Genomic DNA, 21,760 nt, shown 5'->3' on the forward strand with positions numbered 1-21,760 from the left:
GAAAACTAATCATTTTCTTTTATTTCACTAGGCATATAATACTTTTTGTTCAATTTCCTCCGCAGTAACAGGACGGCTGAAATAATATCCTTGAGCTTTTTGGCATTCTACGGAAACTAAAAATTGGACCTGATCTTTCTCCTCAACACCTTCAGCAATGACTTCCATACCTAAATTATGTGCCAGGTGAATAATCGTTTTTGTAATAGCTGCATCTTTTTCATTAATTTGAATTTCACGTACGAAAGACTGATCAATCTTCAAAATATCAATAGGAAAACTTTTTAAATACTTCAATGAGGAGTATCCTGTACCAAAATCATCGACGGAAATGATAACTCCTAATTCTTTTAAGCGCTGTAACATAGAAAGGGCTGCCCTCGTATCCTCCATCGCTCCTTCAGTTATTTCTATTTCCAATGAGGAAGCAGGTAATTGATTTTCTATTAACGCTTGTTGAATGACCTCCGGTAAATTTGATTGTAGGAATTGTTTGGGCGATATATTTACGGCTATCCTTATATCTTGATGCCCTTTTTCTCTCCAATTAGCTAGTTGTTGGCAAACACTATGGATAACCCATTCTCCAATAGGAATAATCAATCCAGTTTCCTCAGCTAAAGGAATAAACTGTCCAGGTGGCACATTACCAAATTTTCGATTTTGCCATCTTAATAATGCTTCAAATGTTTTAATTTTCCCCGTTTTCAAATGGACCTGAGGTTGATAATGCATAACAAACTCATTCATATCGATCGCTTTACGTAAATGTGATTCCATTAATATATAGTTTGGAAATGCTTCATTCATATCCGAACGATAAAATCTAAAATGACCTTTTCCTTTTTCCTTCACTTGGAGAAGTGCACTATCCGCATTTTTAATTAATGTTTCTGTATCGTGGCCATCTGTAGGAAACAGGCTAATTCCTATTGATGGCGTGACATAATAATCTTGACCATTAATATTATATGGGACATGAAATAAATCTAATATACTTTGAGCAAACTTTTGGACTTCCCATTTTTCCCTTTCGGCTAGTAAAACTACGAACTCGTCGCCACCCAGTCGATATACACGAAAACCTGTAGCTTTTAAATTTAATAGTCTATCAGCCGTTTCTTTTAATAATAAATCACCAGCTTGATGACCTAGGGTATCATTAAAATATTTAAAACGATCAATATCCATGTATAAAATAGCAAAATTTCGGTTTATCTTTTTTGAATTTATAATCTCATTTTGCATATGTTCCATAAGGGCTTTTCGATTCCACAATCCAGTTAAATGATCATGCATAGCCATATAATGAATCTTCTCTGTATTTTGCAATTTCTCAGTAAGATCACGAATAATGACATAAATTCCTACAACATGCTCATGGACAATAATTGGAACCGTTTTTAACTGGGTATTGATTTTACGATTACTCATTCCAAAGAACGTACAATCGGAAATCTCTTGAGGTTCCCCTTCAAGGGTTTTCTCCATCACTCCGTAAATTTTCGATACTCCATCCTTATCAATAAAATCATAAATCGAACGATCCACCAAATCTTCATGACCCCATCCTAAAAGCTTCTGACTAGCAGGATTAGCATTTAATATCCTACCTTTTTCGTTCACCGATAAAATGGCGTCTAAATTATGCACAATCAATGATTGATAGATCTCTTTTGATTCCATTAGTTGCTTTTTTTCAATAACTGTTGAAGTAATATCGCGTGTAATTGATACGATATAACTAATTTTTCCTTCATGGTCTTTAATTCCATTTAATCGCGATTCAAAACTTCTTTTCTGACCATCTTGATCTTCTATATCATCAGAATATACAATAACTTCTCCTGTATTTATTACCTGATTATAATAATGGTATAGATGGCTTGCACGATCTTCAGGCAATACCTCTTCCAAAGACTTCCCCATATCTTCTTGAGTTAAATTGGCATGCTCATATGCTTTTTCATTGGCAAAGGCATAACGAAATTTCTTTTCGGAATCCACTTTCATGATAAAAATCATGTCAGATAACTGGGTGAAAAAAATATCTTTAATCATCTTCTCTTCAAATTGATTATTAGGATGTTTCATATATTTTGTTATTGGTCTACTATTTATCTGATCCATACTCTCATCCTTTTACCCCTGTTGTTCCAATCCATAAATGGAGAAGTTTGTGTATTGAAATTTTATCTATAACTTTTTTACTATCTATGTATTATGTCTATTTTACAAGGTATTTTTAGAAATGGGTAGGTTAAAATGAAAAAATATAACAAATTCTCATGATTTTGGAGTTGTGATCGAATTCACAGTAAAAGCACTTATGCCTTTTAGTCATACAACAAACTACAAATAAAATACAACTTTAATTTCTGTAGTTTAAGGATATTCCTAAAAAGAGACAAGGCATTGTGTTGGATGAAGAATGAACGTACTTAAAGATAAAAATGAATTCAAAAAAGGGCAATCCTATAAAAAGGAAAGCCCCATTTGCCATTTTATTTATTTGAGATAAATGGCCACCAATTTCCTTTACCAAGTGTTCTAACCATAACAGGTACAAAAAGTGGCAAAATAATAAATGCATAAAATAATAATCCTGATAATACAATCGTTGCTATTTGTAGCAAAGACATTACTCCTGAAGGGAGCATAGCTGCAAATGTGCCTGCTAGGATAATTGCTGCTGAAATAATGACTGTACCCATATTTTTCATAGCTATTAGTAGGCCTTCCTTAATATCCAAATGGCGATATTCCGAAAACCGATCCATTAGAAATATTGAGTAATCTACACCTAAAGCCATAATGATAACAAAACCGAAAAATGGTACGGCCCAGCTAATACCGGAATGCCCTAGTATATTAACAAATACAAACTCTGTAATGGACACCGAAGAATAATAAGTTAATAGTAAAGAAGCAATTAAATAAATAGGCATGATTAACGAACGTAGTAAAATGATTAAAATAATGGTTATTCCAGAAATCATAAACATTACTGTTCGATTATAGTCTGAATTAGACATATTTTCGAGGTCATGATTCATACTTGTAATACCTGCTATCCCAATATGAGCATTTTCAAGCTTCGTTCCTTTTAAAGTAGAATGAATTGTATTTTCTATATCATCAACAGACCTCATTGCTTTATTTGAATATGGATTTTCATTTAATACTAAATCGATTGTCGTCACCTTACCATCTTCCGAAAGATACGTATCAAATACTTGTTGATACTCCTTGTTCTCCATCAATTCATCTGGAATATAAATACCAGAATTCTGGATTGTAGTTTCCTGAGACATTTTACTTAAAAATGAATTGGCATCATTAATTCCTGACTCAATCTTTCCTAATCCTTCTGCACTTTGATTAAGACCATTTGAAAGTTGACTCATTTGTCCATCTAAGGGACTAAAGCCATTTTGAAGTTGTTTTTGACCATCTGCAATTTGTTTAAGTCCATTTGAGAACTCTGGTAATTCCTGAATGACTTGATTTTGACCTGAAGCAAGCTTCGTAATTCCAATTTCTATTTGATCAAGACCTGTGATTATGGGATCAAATCCACTTGCGAACTTTGATAAACCAGTTATGATCCCATTTAATCCCATATTCGCTTGTGATAAACCTGTACTCGTATTAGTAAGGTTTACATTTAAGGTTTTTATTCCTGGAAGTAGTTGACTTTCAAGCTGACTAGAACTCCCTTGTATCGTTAATTTAATTTTCAGATAATCATTATCAGATAATAATTCTGAGTATTTATTCTCTAAAGCTATAAAATTATTATTTAAGTTTGTTAATTCATTACTAATAGATTCTAAACCTGGATAGATTTGATTGTTATAATTCTGTGAAAGAATAGCTATACCCTTTTGCATCTTTTGGTAATTAGTTAGAAGCTCATTCGCCGCATTTTTTAATTGGATAGCTTGTTTCTTTGCTTCGATTATTCCAGCTTTAATTTCATTTGTACCTGCACCAGTTTTACGCATATTTGATTCAATTTGCGAAAGAGCATCTTGTAATCCGCCTAGACCAGATTGTAATTTTAAGGTGCCAGACTGTAGATCACCAATTCCATCTGTTGCTTCTTTTAGTTTAGGAGTAGATTCTGAGAGTGATTTTGCTGCCTCACTTAAACCTTCTTTAATTGTTCCGATCCCATTGTTCCCTTCATTTAAACCGTCGCTTAGGGTATTTACTTGATTTTTAACATATAGATCCTCCATAAGGTCCCCTACAGGTCTTGTTGCGCTTCGAACCTTCTCCACATGGATTGTCTGTGAAAGTTCATTACTTAATTTTTCAATAATCGCAAGGTATTCTTTTGATTTTACTGATTCATCATTTTCAATCACAACTTTAATCGGCATCATTTCACCGGGACCAAAACTATCTGCTACTAGATTAAAAGCTCTCACTGATTCATATTCCTCTCCAATTTCATCTAAGGAATTAAACGAAAGATCACCATCATATGAAATGATCAGTGGAACAGTAAATATTGCCACTATGCATAAAGCTATAAGCGGTCGAGTGATCGATAAATTCCCCATCCAGCCCCAAAGCTTACTTTGTGAATGTGAGATATTCCCTTTAATTGGCCAAAATAATTTCTTTTTTAAAGTAGCCATAAAAAATGGAACAATTGTAAGTAGTGAAATTAATAAAAATATTACTCCAATCGCAACTGCGGATGCAGATTGATATAATTTAAAACTTGCAAAGCCGATCGATGCAAAGCCAATCATGACAGCTAAACCACTATATATTACGGTTTTCCCTGCACTTTTATATGTAGCCAAAATTGCACTTAATGTGTCATTGCCATTTGAAAGTTCTTCCTTATAACGGCTAAGCAGTAATATACAATAATCTGTGCCAATCCCAAAAAGAACAGCTACTAGAAAAATTTGTGTGAAATTCGAAAGAGGAAAATTAAGTTTATCTACTAAAAATGCGACAACCGATTGACTAACAAGATAAGTCATCCCGACCGTTACTAGTGGAATAATAGGTGCAACAACCGAACGAAATACCAATATTAAAACGAGTAAAATGAATACGACTGTGATAATTTCCGTCTTCTTTAAACCGTTCTGTGAGCTTATTATTACATCTTCATTGATTAATCCATCACCGGTCATCATTGTTTCAACATCTGGGGTTTTTATTGCTTGGTTTAATTTATCACGAACATCCTGTACTTCTTTGTTTTCCATATCAACGGATAAAATAGTTAGTACTGTCTTACCGTCTTTTGAAACGAGTTGGTTTTTTAAATCTTTTTGATCGAAGTGACTAGTAATTTCATTAATGCCCAATTTTTCTTTATCATTTTTTAAATGATTAATTGTTTTCTCAATATTTATGGTCTGCTCAGTGTTCAATTTGCTTTTACTATGAAAAACTATGATAAAATCCTCAGAATGAGTATTTCCATTGGAATGCTTCTTCATAATGTCGTCTGCCAATGTTGACGGATAGCCATCAGGTACTGCTATTTGACCTTTTTCACGAACAAGTTGTTCCATTCCAGGTGCGGTAAAAGCTAAGACTGCAGCTGCAACAATCCACAGAGCCAATACAATCCATCTGAAACGTACGATTAATTTCATCCTATAGACTCCTTCCTATCCTTCTGAATAATTGTCAGTATTTTTTCATAAAGATTAATAAACAATTCAAAATCCCTTGGATCTAATTCATTTAAGTATGACGAAACAAAGTTTTCAATTTTCGTTTCGCCGTCTTTATAAACCCTTTGGCCTTTTTCTGATAGATGGAGATGTATATTGCGTCGATCTTCTTGATCTCTTTCTCGAGTAATTAGACATTTTTTTTCAAGTTTTTCAACTTTCACCGTAATTGCACTCTTATTTACCCCTAAAATTTCTGCTAATTCTGATGCTCTCATTGAATCTCGATGATACAAGATTCGTAATATAGCAAATTGCTCAAGCGACAAGTCATTAAACACTTGATCCGACATGATAGAGGAAATTCTCTTTGTAGCAAATAAATACACATCTTCATAACGCTTGATTAACAATTTTACTTTATTTTTATCCAAATTTAGTTCACTCCCTAAACAATTAACAATATTAACTATATTTAATTGAATCTGAATTGTCAATATATTGAAAAACAAAATGGTTTGATCAAATTTGAACTTACTTTTATCCGCATATGTTCCAGAAAAGACAGTTTGCGGTATATCCCCTTTTTTTGAATAGAACCCATACAGTTTACAAATGATTCCTATAAAGACAGTTTGTCGTACACTTTGCAATAAAATAAATAAGTAGTATAATAAGGACAATTACCTAATGAAAGGAGTTCTTTGTTTGAGTTTGTATTCTTCCACAACCTTACAACCTACAATTGTGAACCTCTCACAAGCGATATTCACTGTTAATCGCCATGCAAAAACAGCGACAAATCCAAAATATTTGTATAAATTAAAGAAAACAGCGATCGAAAAAATGCTTTTTCAAGGAAAAGCAAAAAAAATCGGACTGCATTTTTCCGAAAACCCTAAATTTAGTCAACAACAGTCTGATGTCCTTGTTCAATGTGGTGAATACTCTTTCCATATTCCCCCTTCAAAACAGGATTTTGAAGCACTTCCACACCTTGGCAAGCTAGATCATTCATCTAAGAATCCAAAATGTCGAATGCCCTTAAATCAAGCAAAACAGCTATTGGAAAAATACACGGGACTGCAAGAAATCAATCATCGATCCAATTCCCAAAGAAAATATCCAAAACCAACCAAACCTGTTTTTAAAAAATTAGGAGACAGTTATTAAAAAAGACTCTTTTCTCAAACAATGTTGCTATTGAATGTTTTAAGTTTAAATAGCAACTGAATGTCACTCCATTTCACTTGAAAAAGAGCAGGAAACTTCCAAAAAAGCGCTGCATTTAAAGCCGGCAGACGGCCATATATAAAGACAACAAACGATATGTAAAAAGCATAAAAAAAGGACTCCATCGTTGAACTGCACCCCAATTGTTAGTTGTGTCTAACAATTGGGGTGCAGTTCACGTATGAAGTCCTTTTTCCCTTTCACTTATAACATCTCTTTACTCATCTAAAGAATATACTTATCCATTTTTAAAATTAATTCCATTATTTCTGGTTTACTTACTTGATCATCCGCTCCAACTATTTCTCCTTTATGTCTCAAGCTTTCTGTAATTAGTGAGGAGAAAATAATGACTGGTAATTTGGATAGTTGATTATCGTCTTTAATTTTTTTCGTTAAATGATGTCCGTCCATTTGTGGCATTTCAATATCGGTAATGACCAATTGAACTTCTTCTTCTATCCTCTTCCCATCTGAAACAATCGCTTCTAAATAGTTATAAGCATCCTTTCCATTTTCAAAAAACTCGACATTTTCATATCCTGCTTCAAATAAAGTATCATAAATTAATTTTCTTAAAAGTGCCGAATCCTCTGCAACAACCACTTTTTTAGAGGAACGTTCTCTTGTACCAAGCTTTTTAATTGTGTTTTTATTAATTCCGGTTTCAGGATTAATCTCTGTAATTATTCGTTCAAAGTCTAACATTAAAATCATATGATCATTTTGTTTTATCACACCGATAATTTGTGTTGTATCCCCTGAATACATATCTGAAGGTTTTTCAATCTGTCCCCAAGATATCCTATGTATTTGTGAAACATTATGTACATGAAATACTACCTTTTGTTGATTGAATTCAGTAACGATATACTTTTCATTTTCTGTGGTTGCTGAATTTCCAAGCTGCAACACCTTTTTCAAGTCCACCACAGGTAATACTTCCCCACGTAATTGGATGATTCCTTCTATATATGGATGTGAATGAGGAATAAATGTTACCGGAATTGGTAGAATAATTTCCTTTACCTTAATAACATTAATGCCAAATCTACTATGTCCTACTTCAAATTCAATAATTTCTAGTTCATTAGTCCCACTATCTAATAATATTCCATTGCTAATTTCCATCTCCATACTTCCTCTCACTGATCAATCTACAGTTAATATACCATGAAAACCAGCACACGTCTTTGCCATTTTTTTAGGAAGTTTTCTAAACCAAAGTTCCCATCTGTATAAAATATAAAAAGGAATACTGAATTTACGGGTATTTTTAGCAATTGATAAATTTTCAACTAAAATAAAACAGGACTTTTTACCTAATTGATTTATCCTGTAATACTACTAGCACAGGATAAATTATAAAAATATCGATTTCAAAGAGTAAAGGGGCAACCCCATATTACACTATCTAGCTTAAAATTCTACTCTAGACAATGTACATATTTGAGGTCACCCCTTAACTAAAAACACTCTATTTAGAAGATGATAATTTTATCTCATCCTATTATTTAGCTTTTATAACATAAGTTCCAGCAATCATATCATGCAAGGCTTGCTTTTTTTCTGTAAACGCAGCAATAATATAGCCGATATAAAAGATACCAGAAAGTATCATTGCAAAATATCGACCCAATCCACGCCAAAAGGTAATACGATTGCCTTGGATATCTACAACCTTTAATCCAAATAGAAGCTTCCCAGGTGTGGCTTGCATTTTGGATGATTGAAAACCAGCAAAATAGGCCATTGAACCGAATAGAGCAACCAAGCAGAAAATAAAATAAGTGGCTAAAAACGATACAACTTTTGGTCCTGATAGTTCTGCTTCAAATTGAGATGAAGTCGGATTTAAAAATACAATTTCACCTAAAAATATCAATGAAAAAATGATCATAAAAATGGCCAAAGGGATACTTAAAATGATACCATCTATTAAATACGCACCAAATCTTATCCAAAAACCCGCATACTCTTTTTCTTGTTTTTCTAATCCTACGTCCACTACCATTCTCCTCCTATGATGAAAACAACGATGAAAATCTAAAATGGCATTATTCGTAGATAAAATAACCATTTCTATTATTTTTCTCTTATTCTATCATGAACATTATAAAGAGTCATGATAAAATATTGTAACAGACACATCTAGTATTTATCCAATTGACGTATCCAATATAAAACTCATTTGTAATGACTAGATGAATTCTTAATCCGAAATTTTTAAACCTCCTTAATCTGGAGTAAGTTTTAATGATGAAAAGCGTTAATAATTCATAAAGGGTGAAGATCATGGAGCACTTACTTAATAAAAATGTTTTAGATATTGAAATCTCTGGGATTAGAAAATTTTTCAATATGGTTAATGATATAGAAGATTTAATATCCTTCACAATCGGTCAACCTGATTTCCCTACTCCTGAACATGTAAAAAAAGCTGGCATATCTGCTATAACGAATGATTTTACATCTTATACACATAATGCAGGCTATTTAGAATTAAGAAAAGCTGCGAGTCAGTTTCTATCAATAAAATATGGCCTTAATTACCGTCCTGAAAATGAAGTGATTGCGACTGTAGGTGCAAGTGAGGCAATTGACATTACATTAAGAACCATTTTATCTGAAGGGGACGAGGTGTTATTACCTGGACCAATTTACCCTGGCTACGAGCCCCTCATTCGAATCTGTGGAGGCACACCAGTACATATTGATACAAGAGATAGTGATTTTAAATTAACTGCTGAAAAAATAAAACCATTTTTAAATAAACGAACAAAATGCATTATTCTACCCTACCCTTCAAATCCTACTGGAGTTAGCTTGAATCAAGAAGAATTGAAGGATATTGCAACACTTTTAAAAGGTAAAAATATATTTATTATTGCGGATGAAATATATAGTGAGCTCGTTTATACAGATAAACACTATTCAATTGCAAACGAATTGAGGGACCAAACAATTGTTATTAATGGTTTATCAAAGTCTCACTCTATGACCGGTTGGCGAGTAGGCTTTCTCTTCGCGCCAGAATATTTATGTAAGCATATATTAAAGGTCCATCAATACAATGTATCATGTATCTCTTCCATTTCTCAAAAAGCTGCTTATGAAGCGTTAACAGTAGGAATCAACGATGCAGAGTCAATGAAAAACGAGTATTTTGAAAGACGGGAATATGTAAGTGCGAGATTAATGAAGATGGGACTACAGTTTGTAAAGCCAGACGGTGCATTTTACTTTTTTGTGAAAGTCCCTAATCATTTGCAAACTACTTCCTTTGATTTCGCATTAAATTTAGCAAAAAAGGGAAAGGTTGCTATTGTACCTGGTAGTGCATTTTCAACATATGGGGAAGGATACTTCAGATTGTCCTATGCTTGTTCAAAGGAAGTACTTCAAATAGGATTAGATCGAATAGAGAACTTTTTAAATGCAAAGAACTAGAAGAAAGAGTTGTCTAGTAGGGATAGTCCCCCTATTAGACAACTCTTTTTCTTTCTATTGCCCTTTATATTTCCCGTTATTCTTTCCTGCTTTTTCCTTCTTGGCCTTATCTTTATGAATTTTATTTGCAGCAGCACTACCCATCTCATGAGCGAATTCCTCATTCAACACTGCAGAATCAAAGCCTTTTTTATTTTTTTGATCAGCATCATTTTTCTTTGTTCGTTTTGCCATTCATTCTTCCTCCAAACCGTTTTAAAGTTCTTCATTGATAGTTTGTTGAGGAAGACTCATTTTTATTCCCAATATTTTATCAATGCTTGTGTGCCGCTATTTTCTTCTCCTAATTCCACTAATTGATCATACATCTTTTTAGCTAGAGCAAGGCCAGGCAACTCAAGATCCATCTTTTCAGCCTCTTCTAATGCAATTCCCATATCTTTAATAAAGTGCTTTATAAAAAAGCCAGGTGAATAATCATTTGCCAACATCCTCGGAGCATATGTTGTTAAGGAAAAACTGCCTGCTGCACCAGCACTAATCGATTTTAAAACTTTTTCAGGATCTAATCCTGCTCTTTTTGCGTAGATGAGCGCCTCTGAAACACCGATCATATTTGTAGCTATGGCAATTTGATTACACATTTTCGTATGCTGTCCAGCACCCGCTTCTCCTTGATACACAATATTCTTCCCAAAGCATGATAGAATAGGTAGTACTTTGTCGTACACCTCTTGGCTTCCCCCAACCATAATTGTAAGTGTTCCATTTTTTGCTCCTATATCTCCTCCGGAAACTGGAGCATCTAAAGAATATAAGCCCTTTTCTGTTGCAGCTTGGTCAATCCTTTTCGCAAGCGTCGGTGTTGAAGTGGTCATATCCATAAAAATTGAATTCTTCTGGGCATTTTCCAATATACCCTCTGAGCCGAAATACACTTCTTCAACATCATAAGGGTAGCCGACCATTGTGATAATAACATTTGAGTGATTTGCCACTTCTTTTGGAGCATTACACCAATGTGCCCCTTGCTCGATGAGTTCCATTGCTTTTTCTTTTGTGCGGTTGTAAATCCATACATCATAACCAGCATGTAATAAATGTGAAATCATGCTTTTTCCCATAATACCAGTTCCTATAAAACCGATTATTGGCTTCATTTTGTTCAAAAGTCATTCCCCCATTTTCAAAAATCGTTAAATAGATTTAATCTTTCCACCATCTACAAGGAAACTACTTCCTGTTACATAAGAGTTCGCTTCTGATGCTAAAAATACAACCATATTCGCAAACTCCTCAGGTTTACCATAACGTCCTAATGGAATGGTTTCTTTTTCACTTTCTTCAATTTCTTCAATAGTTAACCCATTTTTCTTTGCATTTAATTCATCTAAATGTTTCACACGGTCAGTGGCAATTCTTCCAGGCCCAACCGTATTAACAAGAATATTATATTTAGCTAATTCCATTGCTAATGTTTTAGATAGACCTACAATACCTGTTCTGAATGTGTTGGATAGAATTAGCCCAGATATTGGTTCCTTAATAGACGACGAAGCTATATTAATAATTTTTCCACCATTAAGCTTCAAGAGTGGTAATGCTCCTCGAATAATGCGTATGTAAGATAGTAAATTAAGTTCAAATGATTGTTGCCACTCATCATCTGTCAGATCTTCAAAACTTCCTGCTGGAGGACCACCAGCATTATTGATTAAAATATCCAATGCTCCATATTCTGTTGTTAATTTTTGAATCATCGCTTCAATTTGATTTGGTTTTGTAATGTCACAACCAATATAGTCAACTTTCGCATCCCCTAGAGAAGAAAGCTCTTCTTTAACTATTTTTAATTGATCCACATTACGACTTGCAATTAGAACATTTACTCCTTCTTTTACAAAGCCTTCTGCTATTGCCTTTCCCAGGCCTTGACTTGAAGCCATAACTAATGCTGTTTTTCCTTTTAATCCTAGTTCCATCCAACATTCCTCCTTTATTCTCAGTATAAACCAAGCATACGGAAAATTTCATCTATTTGAATTAATACAGTAAACAGTAATGATTAGATAAGAATTTAAACAAAAAAAGACAGATGATTGAATAATCATCTGCAAGTATAAAAAAAGGGGGAAAAAATGAGAAAGAAATGGTACCTCAAGTTACCAGTATATTAAGTTCCTCGAGATATTTATTTTTACCACCCTTTTAATCGTATTAAACCTTTTTTCTTTTACAAATCAATTACATGGATGTAACTTTTTTTACAGCTTCAATTACCTCATCATTAGTTTGAAATTGTAAAACTTGCTCAGCTAACTTCTCCATATCCGATTTATTCAGTCCACGAATTTGTGAACGAGCTTTTAAGATTGAAGATGCACTCATAGAGAATTCATCTAAACCAAGACCTAGAAGAATCGGAATTGCAATTTCATCTCCGGCCATTTCACCACACATACCTGTCCATTTACCTTCCTTATGGGAAGCATCAATGACCATTTTAACTAGACGTAAAATAGCTGGGTTATATGGTTGATATAGATAAGAAACTTGTTCATTCATACGATCTGCAGCCATTGTATACTGAATTAAATCATTTGTACCAATACTAAAGAAATCAACTTCCTTAGCAAATTGATCAGCTAGGACAGCTGTAGAAGGAATTTCAACCATTATTCCAACTTCAATTTGGTCTGAAACAGGTATATTTTCGGAAACAAGCTTCTCTTTTTCCTCTAATAAAATTGTTTTTGCTTGGCGGAATTCATTTAAAGTTGCAATCATTGGGAACATAATCTTTAAGTTTCCATAAACACTGGCACGTAATAACGCGCGTAACTGTGTACGGAACATATCTTGTTCTTCTAAGCATAGTCGTATAGCTCTGAAACCTAGGAATGGATTCATTTCCTCTGGTAATTTAAGATAAGGAAGTTTTTTATCGCCACCGATATCCAATGTACGAACTACGACAGACTTACCTTTCATACCTTCTAAGACTTTCTTATAAGATTCAAATTGTTCCTCTTCAGTTGGAAACTGGTCTTTTCCCATATACAAAAATTCTGTACGATATAAGCCGACAGCTTCCCCGCCATTTTCCACAACACCCTGCAGATCATTTGGCGTACCAATGTTGGCGCCTAGTTCAACATGATGACCATCTTTTGAAACGGTTTTTTCATTCACTAACTTCGCCCACTCGGCTTTTTGAATTTCAAACTTTTCCTTTTCTTTCTTATATTGCTCCACAATTTCTGGTGTTGGATTAATATGTACTTCACCGTTTAAACCATCAATAATTACAATATCTCCATTATTGATTTTAGCTGTGACTTCCTTCGTTCCAACTACCGCAGGAATTTCAAGAGAACGAGCCATAATAGCAGAGTGCGAAGTACGACCACCAATATTTGTTGTAAATCCTTTAACAAAATCACGATTTAATTGAGCCGTGTCTGAAGGAGTTAAATCTTCAGCGACAACAACTACCTCTTCATTGATTAAGCTAGGATTAGGAATTTTCACATTTAGTAAATGTGCTAATACTCGTTTTCTAACATCACGAATATCTGCAGCACGTTCTCTCATATATTCATTTTCCATTTGTTCAAACATCATAATGAACATATCAGTTGTATCTTTTAATGCACTTTCTGCATTGACTTTTTCATTTTTAATTTTATCTTCTACAGAAGTTAATAGCTCTGGATCATTAAGTACAAGAAGATGGGCATCAAAAATTGCTGCCTTATCTGCACCCAATTTTTTATTAGCATGGTCTCGAATGGTTTCTAGTTCAGAAGTTGATGCAGCAATCGCATCTTTAAAACGAGAGATCTCTTTATCAAGATCATCTATCGTTGATTTAGCAAATGTAAGATCCGGTTCGACTAATCGATACGCTTTTGCAATAGCAATTCCGTTAGAAGCTGCTATTCCTTTTAGGATCGTAGACATTACTCAGCTAGACCTTCTTTTTTCAATAATTCTTCTAAGCTGTTTAATGCATCTGCTTCGTCACTACCTTCTGCACTAATAGTAATTTGTGCATCTTTACCAATTCCAAGAGACATGACACCCATGATTGATTTTAAGTTCACTTGTTTTCCGTTATACTCTAATTGGATTTCAGAATCAAATTTACTTGCTGTTTGTACAAGTAATGTTGCTGGACGTGCATGGATACCAGTATCTGCAATAACTTTGAATTGTTTTTGTGCCATTATAAAAACTCCTTTATCCTATTAAATGATTAATGTTTCTCCATATTAAAATAAATGACCTAATTTATTTCGTCAATAATATTTTATATGAACAAACTAGATTTTCCAAGTTAAAAGAATAACACTCCTTTTTCATGATGACAAATCAATTGCTCAATAGTAGTATTACATTATTCTGAAAGGTTATGAATTCCATCATCTTGATTTTTACTTGGCTTTATTTCTTTAAGCTGTGCCTTAATACTTTTGTATTCAGTTAAAAATAAATCTACATCCGTTGCAGAAATTTCTTCCTTCCCGTATCGAACCTTTTCATATATTTCAATCCACTTATTTGTACAATTTATTTCTATTCGAATAAACCATTCTCGTGCAGATTCTGAGGTGTATCGTCCTAACTTTTTCTTCAAAGCAAGTCTCTCCAAATCATTTACACTTTTTCTAATTTGATGTGATGATTTTGAATAATTAGGATTAATTAATACCTCTGATGAAGGATTAGTGGCTTTCTTAAATAATTTCCTAATGGTTAACTCCTTTCCATCATTCCTCTCTTCATTAGATACTTGAAAACGACGGAACTTAATAAATGCCCAAATCGCGAAGAGGACAAAAGCTATGAAGATGATTAAATAAAAAATACTGCTATCTGGTTCTATTCTTTCAATGACACTTTTCCCTTGTTCAACCGTTGGTTCTCCATTCATGTTTTCCACTTTCATTTTCTCATATCCCGTGTCTGCATTATCTTTAACTAGATCAAAGAATTTAGATAAAATAGGGCCAACCGTAATAGCTACTCCGCTAAAAATAAGAGAAATTATTGAAAGAAAACCTAATCTTATCGGTCCACTTAATAAGGTTAAAACAACGGCGACTCCAAGAGGTATAATAAATATAATGACTGCCATAAGAAACATCGGTGAAACTCTTTTAAAGTTAACTTGGAAATAATTCTTAATAAAAGTTCCATAAGTTAATAAAAAAAGTTGTAATAATATAAATAATAATAGTGAATCATTTTGTACAAACTCTAAATACATTCCAATTCCATACATGGTTACACCGACAAGGATCGTTGTTAATAGTAATCCATTTCGATTATCAAAATATTCATCATCAAAATCCTCTGGCAATAATTTATAAAGTCGCCATTGACTAAAGATAACCATAATGATCATTGCCCATATTGGGATTCCGGTAATTAGTGAAGCAATAATCATAATTGGTATAGAAATGATATAGTAAAGTTTTTGAACTCTTTGTTTATTACCGGCTGTTAGGATGAAGGTAATTATTAGTGCTCCAATCATAATAATTAAAAATGCCCAACTGATTGTAAAGACATGATTATTTAAACGAACAGGAAATAACAAGATCGCTAATAAAATTGCCTCACTAATGAAAGTTTTTAAAACTCCCCAAATCCAAATCCAATTTATCCGCTTCTTTTGCATGGCACCTGACTCCATTCTTTCATTACTCCTTGTCCATTGGCATTTTCCAATTCAAAAATGGTTGATTTTTTCATTTTTAAAGACAATAGAACATTGTTACTGGCAGTATTTTGATTGCCAATATAGATGATAATTGGGACAGAAGAACCTCTTTTTTCAATATCCTTTAACATTAAATGTGGTGGAAAAGGAAAGGAGTGGATAGAAAGCATAGAAAGTATTTCAAATGCTTTTTGTCTCTGAATTCTTCCTTCACCTTCGGAAAGATAAAAATAAGGAATGTCACTATGGGTGCGTATATTTATAGCAACTGCAAAAGGTATGTTTTCCTTTACTGCATGTTCAATTAAAAAAGCTGTATAACTAATTAATTCTTCCAAATCACGATTAATGGAATGTCCTTCTGAAATATTCAAAATTAATAGCCAATGCCTAGCTCCTGAATGTGGGAATACCTTTGTTTGTAGCTGCTGCATTCTTGCTGTTGCTTTCCAGTGAATATGCTGAAAGGAATCTCCTTTAATATACTCCCGGGTTCCAACCGGTTGGAGTGGATCAAAAAATAGCGAATTCCGGACATCCTGATAACCATGAAATAAGACAGAAGGTTCTTTGAGTGATTGGACTATCTTTCTATTTGGATAAACTAATTTTTTCTTTTTAATAATACCGTTGTAATTCAAAATGATGGCCCCACTTCCAAATAAGTGGTTAACCTTTATTTCAAATTTATAGATATGTGAAATGCCTCTTTTTACCGCTGAAAAAGGAACTCTCACCTCGACCTGTTCATTCGTCCATGCCTTGAAGGGAATAGAAATTTCTAAAAAAGACCGATTTTTAACATATGGATAAGTGGTCGGTTCAATACAATCATCAAAAGCAATATTTAAGCTTCCTTTTACAATAGGAACCCCTTTATTTTTAAATGTAAATAGCCATGCACCTTCATCGTCTATGTTCATTCTTGTTATTTCTTTATCATTTTCTAAATGTAAATCTCGTCCGAGCACAGAAATATAGGCATGATGAATAAATAAGAGAATCACTGCGGTTAATAGAATAAAAAGTAGCCATTTATCCCCAAATAAAAAGGTTAATATAATGAGAATGATTAATGTTGAACGGGCAAAATTTAAATTTCGGTTAATAATTACTTCTTTTCTCCATTCCATTACACCACTCCTGACTCAACTGGAGTTGGAACTTCCTTCATAATCTCTTCGAAGATATCTTCAATTGTATTTGTTAAAGATGCTTCAATGGATAAATACAAACGATGCTTTAACACGTATGGTGCTACAACTTTCACATCGTCTGGTGTAACATACTCACGACCATGAATAAATGCATGTCCTTGACTCGCTTTTAGCAAGGCAAGTGCTGCCCTCGGGCTAGCCCCATGTTCAATTGCAGGATGCTGTCTAGTTTGTCTAATAATTAACAGCATGAATTTTTCGACATCTTCATTTACAAGAATGTTTTTTACATTCTTTCTAAGTTCTACAAACTCTTCTCTTGTTAAAATTGTCTTTACTTGTGTTAAAGGCTCATTACTTTGAAATCTTCTTAAAATATCCCTTTCTTCTTCATATGTAGGATAGTTCATCGAAATTTTCATCAAAAAACGATCTAACTGTGCAGCTGGGAGCGGAAAGGTTCCCTGTTGAGATTCTACAGGGTTCTGTGTAGCAATGACCATAAATGGCTCATCTATAATAATTGTTTCACCATCGATAGTGACTTGACGCTCTTCCATTACCTCTAACAGACTGGACTGGGTTCTTGGAGTTGCCCGGTTAATTTCATCAGCTAAAAGAATGTTCGTCTTAACTGGACCAATACGTAATTCAAATTCTTGACTTTTAGGATTAAAAAACTGAATGCCCGTTACATCTGTAGGTAATACATCTGGTGTAAATTGAATTCGTTTGAACTCTCCATCCAAAGATTTAGCAAAAGTTTTAGCAAGGAGTGTTTTTCCAGTACCTGGTACACTTTCTAGTAATATATGCCCGCCTTGCAAGAGAGCAATAGTTAATAATTCGATATCTTTTTCTCTTCCGACCATAACTTTGGATACTTCTTGTTTTAATAAGAAAAGTTTATCCTTCAATTTTAATCCCCCTTTTTATCTGTATAATATAAATATACTAAATTTTTCAAAATAAGTAAAAAAGCAGCCACAAAAAAGAAGATACTTCACAAAGTATCTTCTTAACTCCTAGCATCTTCCAAATATTTATAGATTACATGACCGTTTCTTTGGGCAATCCCACGAAAGTGTTTAAAGTCTTCTTGTTCTACTAAAATCTTCCGAAAATCATAGAAATCTTTATTATCAATATATAACTCTGTTAATTCACCTTTACGTAATTGATCAATTGAAGCATTGATTTCTTCTTCCGTCAACTATCTCACCTCAATACAAGTTTAACAAAATATCTAAGAAGATTATATCATTCCTCATCTATATCAACCAATTTCCCACCATGGGGAGCGACATAATCCCTGAGCATGTTTTTCATGTTTGCAGAAAATCCATTAAAAGGAATATTATATGTACTTCCATCAATCAAATTCAATTGAATTCTCAATGGTGAGTTTTCATTTGCTTTATACACGTATTGAATCTCCTCTATTTTATCCCAGGGAATAAAAGAATGCTTTCCTAAAGAGGAGAATTCATTCATTGTAAAACCATCCTTTTGTATATAGAAATATTCATCAACTGATAAAATCAAAAACGTGATACTAATTAAACACAAAAAAATTGCCATTATTCTTAAAATCCATTTTTTGAAAATAAATAGTATAGAAGCTAATCCTAAAAAGAGAAATGCAATCATTCCAAACATATAAAATTCTGTTCCCATTCCAAAATACAAGACATCTCCAGATGAAAATAAAATAATTTTCAACGGCATAATGATAACTCCAGGTAAAAAGAATGCAGAGATAAAAAATAAAATAGCAATACAAATAAAAAAGTAACGAATTTTATCATTATTGATCATATATCATATATCCCCCTCCTAAGGACCATTTAACAATCGATTCTTCATTTTTTGATCTAACATGGTTCCTTAAATTCACTTTACTATTATGAAAAATTAACATAATAACCCCTTGTTTAAATTTTCAAAGTATCTAAAGAACAACGGAACCGTATCACTTTATCTATTTATTCATTATACTTGAAACTTTTCATAAAATGGTGCAAACTGTAAATGAGATGATTGAAAATTTATAATTCATAATTTAATATGAACGGGGGACGTCAGAGTGAAAATAGCCGATGTAGGGAATGTAATTGAATTTAAAGACGGTTTACGTGGCGTTGTTGAAAAAGTAAATGAGAATTCAGTAATTGTTGATTTAACATATATGGATAATTATCGCGAACTTGAATTAGAGGAAAAAACGGTCGTTAACCATAAAAACTACACCGTCATCAAAGAATCTATAAATGCATAAAAACAAAAAAATTGGCTAGATTTAGCCAATTTTTTTGTGGAATGAAGGAAACTGACGGAATTCCCCCATTTTACTAGTTAAAACTTTACATAAGCAACAACCATGTTTGCAAAAAAGTAACTACATGGAAAGAGCCTTACTTTTAAATGACATTTTATTCATTCAAACAATGGACATTACATTTATAGCTTGTTTTTGATAAAATGTGTACATTGAAGTATTCTTATATAGAAAAGAACTATTGAATGGAGATTTATCCAAATCCCATGGTAGTCATGTATTGTTATGTCGAGGGGAGTTTCTAACATATGAAGCAAAGCGCAACAGATATAAGGCTTATAATAGGTATATTGTTAGCGCATATCTTATTATTTCTTACTTTTAATGACCGTTCAATTTTTTGGTACATATACACAGCCACCTCTTTACTATTAATTAGCTATTCAATTGTCAGTGATAAATCACATGATGAACAATCAAATGGGAAATATTTATTTCTCGGTATATTATCCGGAGTCGTATTGTATCTTGTGTTTTGGATTGGTGATTGGTTATTTTCACTCTTATCCTCTTATCTAGACAAACAAATAGGAAAGACTTATAAACTACTTTCACCCAAATATATATGGCATTATTTTGTGCTCGTATTCGTTTTGGCTCCTGGAGAAGAAATATTCTGGAGAGGCTTTGTCCAAAAAAGACTAATGTACCATATTCAAGGATGGTTACCTGTCCTTATAACAGCAATGTTAAATGCCTCTATTTTCATCTATTCAGAAAACATTATTTTAATCATAGCGGCATTGGTCGGTGGTATTTTTTGGGGTTCACTTTATTTGTGGAGAAAAAACATTCCACTTTTGGTCGTATCTCATGTCATATTTGATTTATTATTAATCATTGTCCTTCCACTCCACTAATATAGGCTGAAGATAAAAAGATTGTCATATGCTTATCATTTCACATGTATTCTACAATGATTGTGAAGTAATGGCACCAACTTTTTATCTGACAGCCTCATTTCATGCTTTCGTAAACTTATTTTCTCTTCGTATCCAAAGTAAAAAGATAAAAATTAAGCTAATATATCCAAATAACGGGTACAATAATGCTAAAAGTGTTCCATAATGCACTTTACTGATTAATGTAACAACTGCAATAATGATCATGTAGATCCATAACGATTTAATAGATAAATATTGCTGGATCTGCTGTCCAAGGCCATAAACATTTCCAATGATAGAGGTAAATATTTCTCCATAAATAATAGCAACATAGATATAATAAATACTTCCAAAAGTATTTTGAACAATAATAGCCATTGGAATTTCAAATTCAGCCACATTAGGTAAAGTAATGAGTGTAAAATGACTAGATAATAGGATTAGTGTTAATAAAACTCCGCCTATAATACCACCTATCCGAACTACCTTTTTATCATTTACCTCACTAGCAATTGGTACTAATACTGCTTGTGCGAGGATTAAATTTAAAGCAGCATACGAAAAAGGAGATAGAAATAATCTCCAACCATCTTCTACTTTAGGAATCATTAAAACTGATTCAAAAAAATTTGGAGTTAAGATTGACTTTGACATGACGATAAAATTAAAAATTATCATCATCGGCACAACAAAAGTATTAACAGCAAATACGCCTTTTGTACCAATTAACATGATAAAAATCGTTAAAAAAATAGTAAAATAGATACCAATATTTTTACTAATACCTAAATGTTCTTGAAACACCGCGCCTGCTCCAGAAAACATCACCCCGCATACTCCAAGTAACATCATCATCATAAATACATTCATAAACTTTGAAATGGTTCTACCAAATAAATATTCATTAAATTCTTCATATGATTTGGCTCTCAAATCAATGGCTATCAACATCATTTTTGTACCTAATGCGATAAATAGATAGCCTGCTAATAATATTGATATAATTCCAATAAACCCATAGCGTGAAAAAAACTCGACGATTTCTTTTCCTGTAGCAAATCCAGCTCCTATCACTGTTCCAACATAAACAGCAGCCACTTGTAAACCACCAATATATTTCTTCATTAATAATCCCCTCGCAATAAAGTCGCACTACTAATCCATATGTACAAGCATATTCAATTACGACAAGAAAAATATTTTTTGCAATAAACCCTTTAAACTCTTATAACTTTTTTATTTAGTCAAAAAAGGTCAAAAAAATATTTACAAATTTAAAAAATGGGTGTATGATAAATTCATAAGGTCAAAGATAG

20 protein-coding genes are annotated in these 21,760 nt (G+C 33.0%); 4 read left to right on the forward strand and 16 right to left on the reverse strand.

Translation table 11 applies throughout. From position 1 onward, the window contains the following. Positions 1-27 precede the first annotated feature (27 nt). The 3 genes from MHI39_RS17095 to MHI39_RS17105 all read right to left on the reverse strand — a co-directional run bounded on the left by MHI39_RS17095 (position 28) and on the right by MHI39_RS17105 (position 6,088). Positions 28-2,130, reverse strand: coding sequence for an EAL domain-containing protein (locus tag MHI39_RS17095; RefSeq protein ID WP_342539828.1), 2,103 nt, complete (start codon positions 2,128-2,130; stop codon positions 28-30). 374 nt (positions 2,131-2,504) lie between these two features. Further along, on the reverse strand, positions 2,505-5,633 hold the full coding sequence (locus MHI39_RS17100; RefSeq protein WP_342539829.1) for an MMPL family transporter: 3,129 nt from the start codon (positions 5,631-5,633) through the stop codon (positions 2,505-2,507). Next, positions 5,630-6,088, reverse strand: coding sequence for a MarR family transcriptional regulator (locus tag MHI39_RS17105; RefSeq protein ID WP_259545865.1), 459 nt, complete (start codon positions 6,086-6,088; stop codon positions 5,630-5,632). The genes MHI39_RS17100 and MHI39_RS17105 overlap by 4 nt, the downstream gene beginning before the upstream one ends. Positions 6,089-6,362: 274 nt before the next feature. Between MHI39_RS17105 and MHI39_RS17110 the strand changes: the two genes are divergently transcribed. Further along, positions 6,363-6,827, forward strand: coding sequence for a YkyB family protein (locus MHI39_RS17110; protein WP_251338029.1), 465 nt, complete (start codon positions 6,363-6,365; stop codon positions 6,825-6,827). A gap of 285 nt (positions 6,828-7,112) precedes the next feature. Here the strand turns inward: MHI39_RS17110 and MHI39_RS17115 are convergent, their stop codons facing one another. Both MHI39_RS17115 and MHI39_RS17120 read right to left on the reverse strand, forming a co-directional pair. Further along, complete coding sequence (locus tag MHI39_RS17115; protein WP_259545866.1) at positions 7,113-8,018, reverse strand: chemotaxis protein; 906 nt, start codon at positions 8,016-8,018, stop codon at positions 7,113-7,115. Positions 8,019-8,397: 379 nt separating this feature from the next. After that, positions 8,398-8,901, reverse strand: coding sequence for an RDD family protein (locus MHI39_RS17120; protein WP_259545867.1), 504 nt, complete (start codon positions 8,899-8,901; stop codon positions 8,398-8,400). 281 nt (positions 8,902-9,182) lie between these two features. Here MHI39_RS17120 and MHI39_RS17125 point away from each other — a divergent pair, with 281 nt between their 5' ends. Beyond that, positions 9,183-10,337, forward strand: coding sequence for an aminotransferase A (locus MHI39_RS17125; protein WP_259545868.1), 1,155 nt, complete (start codon positions 9,183-9,185; stop codon positions 10,335-10,337). Positions 10,338-10,391: 54 nt separating this feature from the next. On the opposite strand, the gene MHI39_RS17130 is transcribed toward MHI39_RS17125, so the two are convergent. The 10 genes from MHI39_RS17130 to MHI39_RS17175 form a co-directional block, all read right to left on the reverse strand. Continuing rightward, positions 10,392-10,571: a hypothetical protein gene (locus tag MHI39_RS17130; protein ID WP_058002451.1), complete on the reverse strand. Its 180-nt coding sequence runs from the start codon at positions 10,569-10,571 to the stop codon at positions 10,392-10,394. A gap of 62 nt (positions 10,572-10,633) precedes the next feature. Next, entirely contained in the window at positions 10,634-11,497 is an 864-nt protein-coding gene (locus MHI39_RS17135) for an NAD(P)-dependent oxidoreductase (RefSeq protein WP_259549558.1), read from the reverse strand. 36 nt (positions 11,498-11,533) lie between these two features. Further along, positions 11,534-12,319: an SDR family oxidoreductase gene (locus tag MHI39_RS17140; RefSeq protein WP_259545869.1), complete on the reverse strand. Its 786-nt coding sequence runs from the start codon at positions 12,317-12,319 to the stop codon at positions 11,534-11,536. Positions 12,320-12,581: 262 nt separating this feature from the next. Further along, positions 12,582-14,300, reverse strand: a complete 1,719-nt coding sequence (gene ptsP, locus MHI39_RS17145; protein ID WP_071976569.1) for a phosphoenolpyruvate--protein phosphotransferase — start codon at positions 14,298-14,300, stop codon at positions 12,582-12,584. Then, entirely contained in the window at positions 14,300-14,566 is a 267-nt protein-coding gene (locus MHI39_RS17150) for a phosphocarrier protein HPr (protein WP_058002448.1), read from the reverse strand. Before MHI39_RS17150 ends, ptsP begins: the two co-directional genes overlap by 1 nt. Positions 14,567-14,736: 170 nt before the next feature. Further along, positions 14,737-16,038 (reverse strand): hypothetical protein, encoded by a 1,302-nt coding sequence (locus tag MHI39_RS17155; protein ID WP_078111412.1) that lies wholly within the window; start codon positions 16,036-16,038, stop codon positions 14,737-14,739. Next, positions 16,005-17,198 carry a DUF58 domain-containing protein gene (locus MHI39_RS17160; protein WP_078111413.1) on the reverse strand — a complete coding sequence of 398 codons (1,194 nt, stop codon included), beginning with the start codon at positions 17,196-17,198 and terminating at the stop codon, positions 16,005-16,007. The genes MHI39_RS17155 and MHI39_RS17160 overlap by 34 nt, the downstream gene beginning before the upstream one ends. Further along, positions 17,198-18,094 carry a MoxR family ATPase gene (locus MHI39_RS17165; RefSeq protein WP_342541457.1) on the reverse strand — a complete coding sequence of 299 codons (897 nt, stop codon included), beginning with the start codon at positions 18,092-18,094 and terminating at the stop codon, positions 17,198-17,200. Before MHI39_RS17165 ends, MHI39_RS17160 begins: the two co-directional genes overlap by 1 nt. Positions 18,095-18,240: 146 nt before the next feature. Continuing rightward, positions 18,241-18,435 carry a hypothetical protein gene (locus tag MHI39_RS17170; RefSeq protein WP_058002445.1) on the reverse strand — a complete coding sequence of 65 codons (195 nt, stop codon included), beginning with the start codon at positions 18,433-18,435 and terminating at the stop codon, positions 18,241-18,243. A 47-nt stretch (positions 18,436-18,482) separates the two neighbouring features. Continuing rightward, positions 18,483-19,040 (reverse strand): hypothetical protein, encoded by a 558-nt coding sequence (locus MHI39_RS17175; RefSeq protein WP_078111414.1) that lies wholly within the window; start codon positions 19,038-19,040, stop codon positions 18,483-18,485. A gap of 268 nt (positions 19,041-19,308) precedes the next feature. Here MHI39_RS17175 and MHI39_RS17180 point away from each other — a divergent pair, with 268 nt between their 5' ends. Together MHI39_RS17180 and MHI39_RS17185 are read left to right on the forward strand one after the other, a co-directional pair. Next, positions 19,309-19,500 (forward strand): DUF2187 family protein, encoded by a 192-nt coding sequence (locus MHI39_RS17180; protein WP_058002443.1) that lies wholly within the window; start codon positions 19,309-19,311, stop codon positions 19,498-19,500. A gap of 308 nt (positions 19,501-19,808) precedes the next feature. Further along, positions 19,809-20,420 (forward strand): CPBP family intramembrane metalloprotease, encoded by a 612-nt coding sequence (locus MHI39_RS17185; RefSeq protein ID WP_280616419.1) that lies wholly within the window; start codon positions 19,809-19,811, stop codon positions 20,418-20,420. Positions 20,421-20,522: 102 nt separating this feature from the next. Here MHI39_RS17185 and MHI39_RS17190 read toward each other — a convergent pair whose 3' ends face one another. Continuing rightward, a complete protein-coding gene (locus MHI39_RS17190) occupies positions 20,523-21,569 on the reverse strand; it encodes a hypothetical protein (RefSeq protein ID WP_259545881.1) in 1,047 nt (348 codons plus the stop codon). Between the last annotated feature and the right edge of the window lie 191 nt (positions 21,570-21,760).

The sequence above is a fragment of the Heyndrickxia sp. FSL K6-6286 genome, assembly GCF_038630395.1.
GTDB lineage: Bacteria > Bacillota > Bacilli > Bacillales > Bacillaceae_C > Heyndrickxia > Heyndrickxia oleronia.